The organism is Solwaraspora sp. WMMB335, from assembly GCF_049179075.1.
Lineage (GTDB): Bacteria > Actinomycetota > Actinomycetes > Mycobacteriales > Micromonosporaceae > Micromonospora_E.
Genome location: NZ_JBMHMF010000001.1, coordinates 2,926,061 through 2,940,979 on the forward strand (window position 1 = coordinate 2,926,061; position 14,919 = coordinate 2,940,979).

A 14,919-nucleotide genomic window follows, 5' to 3' on the forward strand; every position below is an offset into this window, starting at 1 on the left:
CTACCTAGAAGTCTCCGAAGCCGCCGAAGTCGCCACCACCGAAATCACCACCGCCGAAATCCGCACCGAAATCACCACCGCCAGGGTCTTCGACACCGCCGAACTCGTCGCTACCGGTGAAGTCCTCGTCGCCGGCGCCGGCATCCTCCAGTCCGGCGGCGTAGCCGGCGTCGTAGCCCGGGTCGGCGAAGGCCGGGGAGAACAGCGCGCTGAAGACCAGCATGCCGCCCACGGCACCGGCGGCACCGGCGAGCGCGGGCTTCCACAACGGCTGCGAGTACCAGCCGGCCGGGACCGGCCGGCCCTGGTAGTAGCCGCCGGGGTAGTAGTGCGGGGTCTGTGGCCCCGGATGCGGGCCGGCCCGGAAGGTCTGTCCCTGGACGTCGACCTCGCGCTCCTTGGTGAGCTGCCCGGCGCCGCGGGCGGCGGCCAGCTGGGGCAGCTCGGGACCGGGGTCGATACCGAGCGCCACCCGGGCGGCCCGCACGTACGCCAGGCCCTCCAGTGCCGTTTCGCGGGCCAGTTCGAACTGCTTGACGCTGCGGGCCTGCTCCAGCTGCGAGCCGGCCGCGTTGTAGCGCTCACCCGCGTCGAGCAGCGCCTGCTTCACCGCGGGCTCGTCGCCGTGCAGGTTCATCACCTGGCCGCCGAGCCGTTCGTACCAGCGCTGCGCCTCGGCCCGGGCGTCGGCCAGCGCCCGCTGGGTCCGCGCGGTGCTCTCCCGCCGCCACCACAGCACGCCACCGGCAAGCAGCGCCACCAGCACCAGGAGCAGAAGAAATTCCATGGGTACGACGGTAGCCGCCCCGATCCACCGTCAGCCAGCACGCCGCCGCACGCCAGCGGCGGCCTGCGGCGCTACGTCATGAGTGTTTGGCATGCTTTCCGGCGTGGATGTCGCGACGGTAGTGGTGGTGATCGTCTGTCTGGGTTGCGGGGCGGCACTCGGCTGGCTCGCCGCTCGGGCCCGGTCGGCGACCGAGATCGCCCGCCTGGACGCGACGCTGCGGGCCACCCGGGACGGCGAGGGCCGGCTGGAACAGTCGCTGCGGGCGCTGTCGTACGAGGCGACCGCCCAGTCGCAGGAGGCGGTGGCGCGGGCGGTGGCACCGCTGCACGACGCACTGCGCCGCTACGAGCAGCGGGTGGCCGAATTGGAGCACGACCGGATCGACGCGTACTCCGAGCTGCGCGAGCAGGTACGAACGATGAGCACCGTCTCCGGCGAGCTGCGGACCGAGACCAAGCAGTTGGTCGCGGCGCTGCGGGCCCCGCAGGTGCGCGGCCGGTGGGGCGAGCACCAGCTGCGACGCATCGTCGAGGCGGCCGGCATGCTGGAGCACTGCGACTTCGCCGAGCAGGTCACCGCGGCTACCGATCAGCAGGTGGTACGTCCGGACCTGGTGGTCCGGCTGCACGGTGGGCGCAGCGTGGTGGTCGACGCCAAGGCACCGTTCGAGGCGTACCTGTCGGCGATGGAGGCACGCGAGGAACGGTCCCGCGACCAACAGCTCGACAACCATGCCCGGCACCTGCGCGCCCATGTGGACGGACTCGCCGGCAAGCGGTACTGGTCGGCGTTCGAGCAGGTGCCGGAGTTCGTCGTGCTGTTCGTGCCGGCGGACCCGTTCCTGGACGCCGCGTTGCAGCGTGATCCGGGTCTGCTGGAGCACGCGTTCAGCCGGGACATCGTGCTGGCCACCCCGGCGACGCTGGTGGCGTTGCTGCGCACGGTGGCGTACTCGTGGCGGCAGGAGGCGCTGGCCCGCAACGCGGTCGCGGTGCATTCCCTGGCCCGCGAGTTGTACGGGCGACTGGGCACGCTCGGCGAGCACGTGACGAAGCTGGGTAGCGCGTTGGGTGGGGCGGTCACCGCATACAACCGGGCGGTCGGGTCGCTGGAGGCACGGGTGCTGGTCAGTGCCCGCAAGCTGGCCGATCTCGGGGTTTCCGGCAGTGCGCTGACACCGCCGGAACAGGTGGAGCTGGCGCCGCGCCAGGCGCAGGCACCCGAGTTGGTGGAGCCGACCGGTGCGGACGGACAGCGTCCGTCACGTCCCGAGTGGACGGGTTGAGCTGGGAAAACCCCGGATTGACATCACTAATTGCAGGCATATCGCTACAGCCATACCACCCATTCAGGCCAATGCATGTCACGGGCTGGTCACAACGCGGTGAGAAGTAGTGACAGCGATCGTCCACAGCGCAAAGGATGCGGTCACACGTGTCCTGCACCCCAGGGCCAAGTTCTTCCGGAGGAAGAGAAAACGTGAGTAAACCCCGCATCTGGAGACGGCGAACCTCGGCCGCCCTCCTGGCATCCGTCATGGTGGCTGGTGCCATGACGCTGGCGGGTGGTGCGTCCACCGCTAGTGCCAACCCGTCGACCGAAGCCGACGTCTTGAAGGACACCCCTGCCGACACGTTGGGGTCCCACGACATGGACCTGCTCGCCGAGGCGGAAGCCAAGAGTGAGCAGAGCGTGACGCTGATCGTCGCGACCGACAAGGGCCAGGCCCCGAAGGTCGCCGCGGAGTTGACCAAGCTCGGCGGCGTGATCGGCAACCAGGTCGACGAGGTCGGCTATGTACGGGCCCGGGTACCCACCAGCAAGGTGCTTGCAGCGTCGAAGATTCCCGGTGTGTCCGCGGTCGACCTCAACGAGACGATCCCGATGCCGGACCCGGTGCCGGAGAGCGCGCCCGCCGCTTCCTCCGTCGCGACCGAGGCCACCGGCCCTGGACCGGACACCCCGGCGGTCAACCCCTACATGCCGACGCACGAGACCGGTGCGGTCTCGTTCAAGAAGAGCCACCCCCGCTGGGACGGCCGCAACGTCGTCGTCGGCATCATGGACTCCGGCATCGACCTCGATCACCCGGCGCTGGCCACCACCTCCACCGGCGAGCGGAAGATCATCGACTGGGTCACCCCGATCGACCCGGTGTACGAAAACGACGGCACCTGGCGCCCGATGCTCACCAGCGTGAGCGGCCCGAGCTTCAGCTATGCCGGCGTCACCTGGTCCGCACCGGCCGGCTCCTACATGATCAACCTGTTCTCGGAGTCGATCACCGTGGGTGGGGCGGCCAACGGTGACGTCAACCGGGACGGCGACACCACCGACCGGTTCGGTGTGCTGTACGACCCGGCCACCAACGACGTACGGGTCGACGTGGACCAGGACTTCGACTTCACCGACGAGCCGGTGATGCGCCCGTACCAGGAGAACTTCGACATCGGCCACTTCGGCACGGACGACCCGGCGACCCCGATCGCCGAGCAGGTGCCGTTCGTCGTCGAGTACCGCACCGACGTCGACACCGCTCCGGTCGGCGGCCCCGGTCTGATCGACTACGTCAACATCGGTCTGATCTCCTCCTCGCACGGCACCCACGTGGCGGGCATCATCGCCGCCAACGACATGCTGGGCAACGAGGACTTCGACGGTGCGGCGCCCGGCGCCAAGCTGGTCTCCTCCCGGGCCTGCACGTTCGCCGGCGGTTGCACCGCGGCGGCGCTCACCGACGGCATGATCGACATGGTCATCAACCGGGGCGTCGACATCATCAACATGTCGATCGGCGGCCTGCCGGCGCTCAACGACGGCAACAACGCCCGCGCGGAGCTCTACGACATCCTGATCGACGTGTACGGCGTGCAGATGTTCATCTCGGCCGGCAACTCCGGACCGGGCACGAACACCATCGGTGACCCGTCGGTGGCTTCCAGCGTGGTCAGCGTCGGCGCCAGCGTCAGCCGGAGCACCTGGCTGGCCAACTACGGCTCCGAGGTCCGCACCCGCAACGCGATGTTCAACTTCTCCTCGCGCGGCCCGCGTGAGGACGGCGGGTTCAAGCCGAACATCAGCGCCCCGGGTGCGGCCATCTCCACCGTCGCCGGCTGGGAGGCCGGTGAGCCGGTGCCCGAGGCCGGCTACCCGCTGCCGCCGGGCTACGCCATGTACAACGGCACGTCGATGGCTTCCCCTCAGGCCACCGGCGCGGTCGCGCTGCTGATGTCGGGCGTCAAGGCCAGGGGCCTCGACGTCACTCCGATGCAGTTGCGTCGGGCACTGTACAGCGGTGCCCGGTGGATCAACGGCGTCGACGCCCATGAGCAGGGCAACGGCATGCTGCACGTGGCCGACACCTGGAAGCTGCTGCGCGAGGACATCGAGGTCAACGACTACGACGTCACCGCTCCGGTGTGCACGCCGATCTCCGAGTTCCTGGCCACCCCGAACGAGGGCACCGGCGTCTACAACCGGTGTGCGGCCGACGCGGGCGGTCACCGGCCGGGCCAGTTCAAGTCCTACCCGGTCACCATCACCCGCACCAGCGGGCCGGACATCGACCTGCTGCACAAGCTCAAGTGGGTCGGCAACGACGGCACCTTCGCCGCTCCCGGCCAGGTCGTGCTGCCGCTCAACGAAGAGGTCACCATCAACGTGCGGGCCACCCCCGACGCCGGGGTGCACAGCGCGATCCTGCGGGTGGACAACCCGTTCACCGCCACCATCGACTTCGAGATCATGAACACGGTGGTGGCGTCGACCGCGATGCCGGGCCCGGACTACGGGTTCAGCACCTCCGGCAAGGTCGACCGCAACGCCTACACCTCGTACTTCGTCACCGTGCCGGAAGGCGCGACGGCGCTGCAGGTGAACCTGTCGGGCATCGCGGACGGGTCGCAGACCCGGTTCATCCCGATCAACCCGTACGGCGTACCGGTGGAGAGCTCCAGCAGCCTGGTCTGCTACACCAACTTCTCCGACCCGGCCGGCTGCAAGCCGGACGAGCGGGACTACCAGAACCCGTTGCCGGGTGTCTGGGAGATCCAGGTGGAGTCGCGCCGGACCTCGCCGCTGATGCAGAACCCGTTCGAGCTGACCGCGCAGGTGCAGGGCGTGACCGTCGACCCGGCCACGACCGTGCTGGACGGGGTCACCGTCGGTGAGCCGACTCCGATCACCTGGACGGTCACCAACGCCTTCGGCCCGGTCATGGTCTCCGGCGAGGGTGGTTCGCTCGGCTCGGCCAACAGCGAGCGGCCGACCATCGCCGATCTGGAGGTGCAGACCTTCCAGGTGACGGTTCCGGCCGGCGCGACCAGGTTGTTCGCGAAGATCGGCAACACCAGCGATCTCGGCGCCGACCTGGACCTGTTCATCTACCGTGGCGGGTCGCTGATCGCGTACAACGCCGACGGTGACTCGGAGGAACAGGTCACCATCAACAACCCGACGCCCGGTGTCTACGACATCGAGGTCGACGGTTACGCGGTGCCGGCCGGCACCACCGAGTACGACTACCTGGACGTGTTCTACTCGACCGGGTTGGGCACCATCTCGGTCGAGCCGGTCTCGGTCGAGCTGGCCAACGGCGCCAGCACGACCCTCAGCGGCAGCGTCACGGTGGACGCCGCGCCGGACGCCGGCCGGGAACTGTTCGGTGAGATGCTCGTCGTCACCGGACAGGGTGCGGTCGTGGGCCGGGGCGGTGTCTCGGTCAACTCGGTGAGTTAGCAACCGACTGTCTGATCCGTACGACGGAAGGGGCCCATCCCGGTTCGGGATGGGCCCCTTCCCCGTTGGCGGGTGTCGACCGCCTCGTCTCAGGCGGGTTCGACCCGCTGCACCATGAACGGGATGCCCTGTTGGCAGGTGGTCATCAGATCCGCCTGGACGTGACCGGTGACGCTGAGCCGGGCACCGGGACGGACCAGGTCACGCGCCCCGCCGACGAGCAGGTAGCCGTCCAGCAGGAAGCAGTTGTGCTCCACGCCGGCCACCACGGTGCCGGTCAGCGTCATCGACCGCGACGACCCGCTCGGCTTACCCGAGCCGGGGGTACGCCCCGGCGACGTCGGCGCCGGCAGGTCTTCGGGCGGTCCAGGGGTCTGCTCGGGTGGTGTGCTCACCGTGGCACCTCCGCTCGGGGAATCCGGTGCCGAGGTCGGTTCGACCGTCACGGTCGGCACCGGGTCGGGGTCGGGCTCGGTGCCGGGCTCTGCGGTGCCACACGCCGGCAGCGCCAGGCAGGCAAGCAACAGGGGTACGCCGATCCGAGTGACTCTCATACGATCTAGGACGCACCGGCTCGTACGTCAGTTCCCACCACGCCAGGGCCGGTCTCCGTCGTCGTCGCGGCGGCGGCCCGCAGGTCACGGCGCAGCTCCGCCGGCAAGGCGAAGGTGATCTGCTCGTCGACGGTGGTGACCTGCTCGACGTCGGCGAAGCCCCGTTCGGCGAGATGGGCCAGGACCTGCCCGACGAGTTCGTCCGGCACACTCGCTCCGGAGGTCAGCCCGACCGTGGTGGCACCGGCCAGCCAGGCGTCGTCGATCTCGCTGGCGTAGTCGATCAGGTAGCCGGCCCGGGCACCGGCACCGAGCGCCACCTCGACCAGGCGCACCGAATTCGACGAGTTACGGGAGCCGACCACCAACACCACGTCGCACTCGGCGGCGAACTGCTTGACCACCTGCTGGCGGTTCTGCGTGGCATAGCAGATGTCGTCGGTGGGCGGCGACTTCAGCATCGGCAGCCGGCGCTTGAGGTGGGCCACCGTCTCCATGGTCTCGTCGACCGACAGCGTGGTCTGCGACAGCCAGACCACCTTCTCCGGGTCGCGTACGGTGATCCGGTCGGCGTCGTGCGGGCCGTCGACCAACTGGATGTGCGCCGGGGCCTCACCGGAGGTGCCGACGACCTCCTCATGGCCTTCGTGCCCGATCAACAGGATGTCGTAGTCCTGCGCGGCGTACCGGCGGGCCTCCTGGTGGACCTTGGTCACCAGCGGGCAGGTGGCGTCGATCGCCTTCAGCGAACGCGCCTTCGCCTGCTGGTGCACCTCCGGCGCCACCCCGTGGGCGGAGAACACCACGGTCGAGCCGGGCGGGACCTCCGCGTTCTCCTCGACGAAAATCGCTCCCTTGGCCTCCAGGGTCGAGACCACATGCTTGTTGTGCACGATCTGCTTGCGTACGTAGACCGGGGCGCCGTACAGCTTCAGCGCCTCTTCCACGGTCTGCACCGCGCGGTCGACTCCGGCGCAGTAGCCACGGGGATTGGCCAGCAGCACCCGCTTACGGTGGATTGGACTCGCGTCAAGCTCGCTCACCCGCCCGAGTCTACGTGCCGGGCGGACAGCCGGCAGAGCAGCCGCTGCCGGCAGCGGACGGCCACCGGCGGGGCGTGCGTCGGCGGTGTCACCACCCGCCCGTACCCTGGCCGGGTGACCGACACCGACCCGACACCGCGCAGCAGCGCGGCGCAACCGTGGCCGGTCCGGGTGGTCAGCCAGAAGATCAACGCCTGGATCGGCCGGCTCGGCTGGGTGTGGGTGGACGGGCAGGTGGCACAGATCAGCCGGCGGCCGGGCGCGACCACGGTCTTCCTGACCCTGCGCGACCCGTCGGCCGATCTGAGTCTGACGGTGACCACCCACCGGGACGTGCTCGACACCGGCGCCCCGGAGCTGACCGACGGTGCCCGGGTGGTGTTGCGCGCCAAGCCGGAATTCTATCCGGCGCGTGGCACGCTGAGCCTACGCGCCGACGAGATCCGGCAGGTCGGCCTCGGAGAGCTGCTGGCCCGGCTGGAGAAGCTGAAGAAACTGCTGGCCGCCGAAGGGCTGTTCGACCGGGCGCGCAAGCGCCGTCCGCCGTTCCTGCCGCAGCGGATCGGACTGATCACCGGCCGGGCGTCGGCCGCCGAGCGGGACGTGTTGACCAACGCCCGCCGCCGCTGGCCGGCGGTCGACTTCCGGGTGGTCAACGTCGCCGTGCAGGGCCCCACGGCGGTGCCGCAGATCCTCGACGCGCTCCGGGCGCTGGACACCGACCCGAGCGTGGACGTGATCGTCATCGCCCGGGGCGGCGGCAGCGTCGAGGACCTGTTGCCGTTCTCCGACGAGGCGCTGTGCCGGGCGGTGTTCGGCTGCCGTACGCCGGTGGTCAGCGCGATCGGGCACGAAACGGACGCCCCGCTGCTCGACTACGTGGCCGACGTACGCGCGTCCACACCCACCGACGCCGGCAAGCGACTGGTGCCTGACCTGTCCGAGGAGCTACGGCTGATCGCGCTGGCCCGGCACCGGCTGGACCGGGCGGTGACCGGCCTGCTCGACCGGGAGACGCATCGGCTGGAGATGCTGCGGTCGCGTCCGGTGCTGGCCCGGCCGCAGGTGCTGCTGGACGGGCGGGCCGGCGAGATCGACGCGCTGCGGGACCGGGCCACTCGGTGCCTGACCCACCGACTGGCCGCCGGTACCGCCGAGTTGGGTCACACACTGGCCCGGCTTCGGGCGCTGTCCCCGGCCGCGACCCTCGACCGGGGGTACGCGATCGTGCAGGATCGCGCCGGCCAGGTGGTCCGGTCGCCCGACGAGGTGTCCAGCGGCGACCGGCTGCGGCTGCGGCTGGCCGGCGGCGATCTGGCGGCAGTGGCGACGGACGAGTCCTGAGTTGATGATCGAAGTCCCGAGCTGACGGAGTGAGGCGCGAGATGAGCGCGAAGAGGGCTGCCGCGAACGGTACGGCGCAAGCCTCGGCCACCGGGGACCTGTTGAGTTACGAACAGGCTCGTGCCGAGCTGGCCTCGGTGGTCGAGCGGCTGGAGTCCGGTGGCGTCTCGCTGGAGGAGTCGCTGGCATTGTGGGAACGCGGCGAGCAACTCGCCGGCACCTGCCAGCGCTGGCTCGACGGTGCCCGGGAACGCCTCGAAGCCGCCCGCCAGTCCCGCCCGGCCAGCGGTTGACGGCCGGGTCAGGCAGATAAGACACAGACTGGCATTTCCGAACAATACGGACTAGATCTTGCCAAGTCGATAGACCTCCCCCTATCCTCGCAAGGGAAAGCGCTTTCCGGGGATACCCGGTAACCGTGTGCTGCAGCACACCGGCGGCGCGGACGCGAGGCGGTCCGGGTGACCTCACGTCCCTACGCTGACGGCCTTGGCGTCCAGGCCGCAGTGCGGCCGTCACCGTCCACATCACCCAGGAGCAACGCCGCACCGCGGCACCGCTCCTGGGGCCGCACGGTCTGCCAGCGACCGTGGGCCGGCTGCCACCCGGCCGACGGTCTGCCTACAGCCGCCACCACCTGGGCCCCGCACGGGCGGGGCGGCCGACCCACGAAACGTGCGATCCCCCGGGCGTGCGATCCCACCGGCATGCGGTCACCCGGATCTGCCGCAGCACACCCCACATCCAAGACGAAGGTGAGACAACGATGAGACGACCAGTCGCACTGCGGCTTCTCGCAGGGCTGGCCACGACAGCCGTCGCCGGCACGATCGGCGTAGCCATGTCGATCCCCCAGGCGTCGGCAGCCACCGGCAGCGCCACCGGGTTCGCGACCCAGAACGGTGGCACCACCGGAGGTGCGGGTGGCCAGACGGTACGGGCCACCACCGGCACCGCGATCCACACGGCGCTGTGCAACCGGGCCAGCAGCAGCACCCCGATCGTCATCGAGGTGCAGGGCACCATCAACCACGGCAACACCAGCAAGGTCTCGGGTGACAGCTGTAACACCGCCGACGGCGTGATCGAACTCAAGCAGATCAGCAACGTCTCGATCATCGGGGTCGGTAGCGGCGCCGTCTTCGACCAGATCGGCATCCACGTCCGCGAAGCCAGCAACATCATCATCCAGAACGTGACCGTCCGCAACGTCAAGAAGTCGGGCTCGCCGACCTCGAACGGTGGCGACGCCATCGGCATGGAGGCCGACGTCCGCAACATCTGGGTCGACCACGTCACCCTGGAGGCGTCGGGCGGCGAGTCGGAGGGCTTCGACGGTCTGTTCGACCTGAAGAACAACACGCAGTACGTGACCCTGTCGTACAGCATTCTGCGCAACTCCGGCCGCGGTGGCCTGATCGGGTCCAGCGAGAGCGACCAGTCCAACGGCTACATCACGTTCCACCACAACCTCTACGAGAACATCGACTCCCGCACGCCACTGCTGCGGGGCGGCATCTCGCACATCTACAACAACTACTACGCGAACCTGCACGAGTCCGGCATCAACTCCCGGGCCGGGGGACGCGCCAAGGTGGACAACAACTACTTCGAGGACTCCAAGGATGTCCTCGGCACGTTCTACACCAGCGAGGCCGGCTACTGGCAGGTCAGCGGAAACATCTTCGACAACGTGACCTGGTCCAGCCCGGGCGGTGACACCAACCCGGCCGGCCCGAACCCGCAGTCCAACACCAGCGTCAGCATCCCGTACTCGTACAGCCTGGACGGGGCCAGCTGCGTGCCGAACCTGGTCCGGCAGCTGGCCGGCGCCAACAAGGGCAACCAGGTGTCCAACGGCAGCTGCACCCCGCAGACACCGGCGCCGAACCCGACGACCCCGGGCCCGAACCCGACGACCCCGGCGCCGAACCCGACCACTGCCCCGCCGAACCCGACGAACCCGCCGAGCGGGACCAACCTCAGCATCGGGGCCGGTTCGGACGGCTCCAGCAAGGCCAGCGGGACCAGCTACGGCGACGTCCGCGACGGCAGCATGAGCAGCTACTGGTCGCCGAGCGGTTCGACCGGCCGGATCTCGATCAAGTGGGACTCGGACACCACGGTCTCCTCGGTCAACATCCGGGAAGCCTCGGGCGGGGTCGGCAACATCGGATCGTGGCGGCTGTACAACCACGACACCGGGGCCACCCTTGCCACCGGCAGCGGAGCCGGCGTGATCAGTTTCGCCTCGACCGCACTGCGCAAGATCAGTTTTGAGATCACCAGCTCGTCCGGTACACCACAGGTCGCCGAGTTCGAGACGTACGCCTGACCGGCAGCACCGCACCCGCCGCCGGTCGGCGACCTGTCACCGAGCCGGCGGCCATGGGCCGAACACCGGATACCCGACCTGCACAGGGAAAGGTATCCGGTGTTCGGCTCATGCCGGCCGGTCGATGGCCGGCCCACAGACGTGGGCGCTCTCGGAGACGTGGGCGCTCTCGGAGACGTGGGCGCTGACGATCCGCCAGCCGGCGGGAAAACGTATCCAGGTCTGCGACTGCCGGCCCGCCATGCCGGTGGGATAGTCGAACCGGCAGGTGACCACCGCGAAGTCGGCACCGAACGTCGTCAGCGCCACGTCGTGCAGCCGCCGACCCGGCGGTAGCGGCGGCTGGGCCGCCCGCCACCGGCGCTGTTCGTCGATGCCGTACTGGTGGTCGGCGATCCCGAAGCGCACCGTGTGCCCACTCGGCCAGAACCAGCCGACGATCGCCTCGACCTCGTTGTCGACCAGGGCCTGCTCGTAGGCGGTGAAGGCGGCTGCCACCTCGGCCAGCACCTCCGGTCGGTCGACGTCGGTGCTGACCGGACCGCCACCGTCCCTGCGACTCATGGCCGGACCGGTCACGCCGACACCGACGGGGCGAGCGCGGCGAGCAGGTCGGCCGATTCGGCGACCCAGCCGAAGATGCCGCCCTGCGCGGCGATCATCGCCAGGCCGACGGCGTGGAACTGCGGGAAGTACGACCCCACACAGTCCGCCAGCACCAGGCACTCGTAGCCGCGGTCGTTGGCCTCCCGGACCGTGGTGTGCACGCACACCTCGGTGGTGACCCCGGTGACCAGCAGGCTGGTGACCGACCGCTCGCCGAGCAGCCCGTCCAGGTCGGTGGCGTAGAACGCGCCCTTGCCCGGCTTGTCGATCACCGGCTCACCGTCGGCCGGCGCGAGTTCGTCGATGATGTCGTGGCCGTACTCGCCGCGGACCAGAATCCGGCCGTTCGGCCCCGGGTCACCGATGCGCTTGCTCGGCGCCCCCCGGTTGAGCTTGGCCGGCGGGCAGTCGGACAGGTCCGGCAGATGCCCTTCCCGGGTGTGTACGACGGTCAGCCCGGCCGCCCGGGCGGCGGCCAGCACCGCCGCCAGCGGCTCGATCGTGCGGCGCAGCTGCGTCACGTCGTTACCCAGGCTCTCCCCGAAGCCACCCGGCTGCAGGAAGTCGCGTTGCATGTCGATGACCAGCAGCGCGGTGGTGGCCGGTTCGAAGCTGTACGTGGACGGCCGGGCCGGCACCCGTACCAGGGGATGATCAGTCACGGTCGCAATCATCGCTCAGTCGCGGCGATCACGTCGTCCGCTGTGGACACCGCGCCGAAGACGCCGCCTTGCATGGTGACCATGTGCAGCGCCGCGGTGTGGTTACCCGGGTCGGTGGCGCCGGTGCAGTCGGACAGGATCAGGCACTCGTAGCCGCGGTCGTTGGCCTCGCGCATGGTCGTGTGCACGCACACGTCGGTGGTGATCCCGGTGAGGAGCAGGTGGGTGATCCCGTGCGTACGCAGCACCAGGTCGAGGTTGGTGGCGTAGAACGCGCCCTTGCCCGGCTTGTCGACGATCACCTCGCCGGCGACCGGTGCGACCTCGGGGACGATCTCCCAGCCCGGCTCACCCTTGATCAGGATGCGGCCACAGGGACCCGCGCCACCGATCTCGGCGCCGATGCGGGCCGAGCGCCACCGCTTGTTGGGCGGCAGGTCGGACAGGTCGGGCGGGTGCCCTTCGCGGGTGTGCACGACCAGCATGCCCAGCTCACGCGCATGGGCCAGCAGTCGGGCGGTGGCCGGCAGCCCGGCCCGGGTCAGGCTGATGTCGTAGCCCATGGCGTCGACGTATCCGCCGGGGCCGCAGAAGTCGGTCTGCCAGTCGATACACAGCAGCGCGGTCCGCTCGACCGGTGCGGCTCCGTCGTACGGCCAGGGATAGGGCGCTGCCTTGACCGGACCGATCCGGACCATCACGCCTCCTTCGGTGGCTGTGGATACGGTCGATTGTCGACCGTATTGTTTCCGACAACACCATCTCTGGTAACGAGCGTGTGACGTGATCACCGAACGCCGGCGACGGTGGTCAGCGCAGGTAGGTACGCGCCCCGTGGTCGGCCAGCTCGTGCAGCACCACCGCCGGGTCACCAGCCTCGATCGCGGCGAGTAGCCGCTCGTGTCGGTGCACGCCGTCGATCGGCTGCGCCACCTCGGCCTCCCGCCGCAGGTTGATCGCCATGTACAGCTGCAGCTTGACCAGAATCGACTCGTAGACCGCGATGAGCTGCTGGTTGCCGGCCAGGCGGACCAGCTCGACGTGGAACCGCCGGTGCGCCTCGGCGACCCGCAGCCGGTCACCGACGGCGGTCGCCATCCGCATCTGGTCGATGGCCGCCCGCAGGCCGCCGAGAGCGCGGTCGCGCACCACCGGCAACGCGACCTCGACGGCGTGGCGCTCCAGCACGTCACGTACTGCGTACAGCTCCTGGACGTCACGGTCGGACAGGGTGGCCACCCGCACCCCCCGGCGCGGTACGTGCTCGACGAGGCCCTGCTGGGCGAGCAGCCGAAGCGCCTCACGCAGCGGAGCCCGGCTGATGCCGAGCCGGCGGGTCAGGTGTTCCTCGACGAGCCGTTCTCCCGGGTCGGTCTTGCCGCTGAGGATCTCGCGACTGAGTCGCCGTACAGCCAGTTCCACGAGGCTGAGGCTTTCCAGCTCACCTTCAACTGACGATGCGGCCACGTCGCTCACTCTGTTGAGTCTGCCACCAGTACGCACATGAGTCTGCCACCAGTACGCACATGAGTCTGCCACCAGTACGCACGGTGTAGGGTTCGGCAGCCGGTCAACCTTGGGTCAGGGCCGCCGCCGGGGCGCCCGGTCCATCGGGCACGCTCCATCCTCCCAGGCCGAGGCGTTCCAACCGGTGGGCCCGCCACCACCCGCGAGCGACCGCGCCGGTGCGCACGTGCCAGGATCCGGACACCGCCGCAGCTCGGCGACATCGCCCTGCGGCCTGCGCCCCGCACCGTCGCGAGGAGGAGCACGATGTCCGGTCCCGGTACCCGTAAGCCGCAGAATCTCGACCGTAACCTGGCCCTGGACCTGGTCCGGGTCACCGAAGCCGCCGCGATGGCCGCGGGCCGCTGGGTGGGCCGGGGCGACAAGGAAGGCGGCGACGGCGCCGCTGTCGACGCCATGCGCAAACTGATCAACTCGATTCAGATGCGCGGGGTGGTCGTCATCGGCGAAGGCGAGAAGGACAACGCCCCGATGCTCTACAACGGTGAGCAGGTCGGTGACGGTTCCGGCCCACAGGTGGACGTCGCGGTCGACCCGATCGACGGCACCACCCTGATGAGCAAGGGCATGCCCAACGCCCTGGCCGTGCTGGCGGTGGCCGAACGGGGGGCGATGTTCGACCCGAGCGCCGTGTTCTACATGGAGAAGCTGGCCGTCGGCCCGGACTGTGCCGACGTGATCGACATCGACGCGGGGGTGCACGAGAACCTGCGCCGGATCGCCAAGGTCAAGAAGTCGAGCGTCGCCGACGTGACGGTCAGCATCCTGGACCGCCCGCGGCACACCGAGCTGGTCGGTGAGATCCGCGACGCCGGCGCCCGGATCCGGTTTCTCTCCGACGGAGACATCGCCAGCGCGATCTCCGCGGCCCGCGAAGAGTCCGACGTCGACGTGCTGATGGGCATCGGCGGTACGCCGGAGGGCATCATCGCCGCTACCGCGCTCAAGTGCATGGGCGGGGCGATGCAGGCCAAGCTCTGGCCGCGCGACGACGCCGAGCGGGACAAGGCGTTGTCGGCCGGGCACGACCTGGACCGGGTGCTGGCCACCGACGACCTGGTGACCGGGGACAACTGCTTCTTCGTCGCCACCGGGGTGACCTCGGGCGATCTGCTGCGCGGCGTGCGCTACCGCTCCGGCGGCGCGTACACCCAGTCGATCGTGATGCGCTCCAAGAGCGGCACGATCCGGGTGATCGACTCCTACCACCGGTTGGAGAAACTGGCGTTGTACTCCGCGGTCGACTTCGACGGACGCCCGATCGCCGATCTCGGCACCTGACGGGCCCGTGCCTCCGCCCGCCGGCACGCCTGCGGGGCGT

13 protein-coding genes are annotated in these 14,919 nt (G+C 69.6%); 6 read left to right on the forward strand and 7 right to left on the reverse strand.

The window, feature by feature from the left end:
* Window positions 1-4: 4 nt before the first annotated feature.
* Complete coding sequence (locus ACN27F_RS12500; RefSeq protein WP_421433483.1) at window positions 5-787, reverse strand: hypothetical protein; 783 nt, start codon at window positions 785-787, stop codon at window positions 5-7.
* Between the two features lie 91 nt (window positions 788-878).
* Between ACN27F_RS12500 and ACN27F_RS12505 the strand changes: the two genes are divergently transcribed.
* Window positions 879-2,075 (forward strand): DNA recombination protein RmuC, encoded by a 1,197-nt coding sequence (locus ACN27F_RS12505; protein ID WP_421433484.1) that lies wholly within the window; start codon window positions 879-881, stop codon window positions 2,073-2,075.
* Window positions 2,076-2,269: 194 nt separating this feature from the next.
* Complete coding sequence (locus tag ACN27F_RS12510) at window positions 2,270-5,527, forward strand: S8 family serine peptidase (protein WP_421433486.1); 3,258 nt, start codon at window positions 2,270-2,272, stop codon at window positions 5,525-5,527.
* Window positions 5,528-5,616: 89 nt separating this feature from the next.
* Here ACN27F_RS12510 and ACN27F_RS12515 read toward each other — a convergent pair whose 3' ends face one another.
* Together ACN27F_RS12515 and ACN27F_RS12520 are read right to left on the reverse strand one after the other, a co-directional pair.
* Entirely contained in the window at window positions 5,617-6,081 is a 465-nt protein-coding gene (locus ACN27F_RS12515; RefSeq protein WP_421433487.1) for a hypothetical protein, read from the reverse strand.
* A 5-nt stretch (window positions 6,082-6,086) separates the two neighbouring features.
* Window positions 6,087-7,124 carry a 4-hydroxy-3-methylbut-2-enyl diphosphate reductase gene (locus ACN27F_RS12520; RefSeq protein WP_421433489.1) on the reverse strand — a complete coding sequence of 346 codons (1,038 nt, stop codon included), beginning with the start codon at window positions 7,122-7,124 and terminating at the stop codon, window positions 6,087-6,089.
* A gap of 114 nt (window positions 7,125-7,238) precedes the next feature.
* On the opposite strand from ACN27F_RS12520, the gene xseA reads away from it, so the two are divergent.
* The 3 genes from xseA (at window position 7,239) to ACN27F_RS12535 (ending at window position 10,803) form a co-directional block, all read left to right on the forward strand.
* Complete coding sequence (gene xseA, locus ACN27F_RS12525; RefSeq protein WP_421433490.1) at window positions 7,239-8,468, forward strand: exodeoxyribonuclease VII large subunit; 1,230 nt, start codon at window positions 7,239-7,241, stop codon at window positions 8,466-8,468.
* 41 nt (window positions 8,469-8,509) lie between these two features.
* Window positions 8,510-8,761, forward strand: a complete 252-nt coding sequence (locus tag ACN27F_RS12530) for an exodeoxyribonuclease VII small subunit (protein ID WP_421433491.1) — start codon at window positions 8,510-8,512, stop codon at window positions 8,759-8,761.
* A gap of 473 nt (window positions 8,762-9,234) precedes the next feature.
* Window positions 9,235-10,803, forward strand: a complete 1,569-nt coding sequence (locus tag ACN27F_RS12535) for a pectate lyase family protein (protein WP_421433492.1) — start codon at window positions 9,235-9,237, stop codon at window positions 10,801-10,803.
* Between the two features lie 108 nt (window positions 10,804-10,911).
* Here ACN27F_RS12535 and hpxZ read toward each other — a convergent pair whose 3' ends face one another.
* The 4 genes from hpxZ to ACN27F_RS12555 all read right to left on the reverse strand — a co-directional run bounded on the left by hpxZ (window position 10,912) and on the right by ACN27F_RS12555 (window position 13,547).
* Window positions 10,912-11,367, reverse strand: coding sequence for an oxalurate catabolism protein HpxZ (hpxZ, locus tag ACN27F_RS12540; protein WP_421433493.1), 456 nt, complete (start codon window positions 11,365-11,367; stop codon window positions 10,912-10,914).
* A gap of 11 nt (window positions 11,368-11,378) precedes the next feature.
* Complete coding sequence (locus ACN27F_RS12545) at window positions 11,379-12,071, reverse strand: cysteine hydrolase family protein (RefSeq protein WP_421433494.1); 693 nt, start codon at window positions 12,069-12,071, stop codon at window positions 11,379-11,381.
* Between the two features lie 8 nt (window positions 12,072-12,079).
* Window positions 12,080-12,769 (reverse strand): cysteine hydrolase family protein, encoded by a 690-nt coding sequence (locus ACN27F_RS12550; protein WP_421433496.1) that lies wholly within the window; start codon window positions 12,767-12,769, stop codon window positions 12,080-12,082.
* 112 nt (window positions 12,770-12,881) lie between these two features.
* The gene (locus tag ACN27F_RS12555) at window positions 12,882-13,547 is read right to left on the reverse strand and encodes a GntR family transcriptional regulator (RefSeq protein WP_421433498.1); all 666 of its coding nucleotides are present in this window, start codon (window positions 13,545-13,547) and stop codon (window positions 12,882-12,884) included.
* Between the two features lie 297 nt (window positions 13,548-13,844).
* On the opposite strand from ACN27F_RS12555, the gene glpX reads away from it, so the two are divergent.
* Window positions 13,845-14,879, forward strand: a complete 1,035-nt coding sequence (gene glpX / locus ACN27F_RS12560) for a class II fructose-bisphosphatase (protein ID WP_421433500.1) — start codon at window positions 13,845-13,847, stop codon at window positions 14,877-14,879.
* Window positions 14,880-14,919 lie beyond the last annotated feature (40 nt).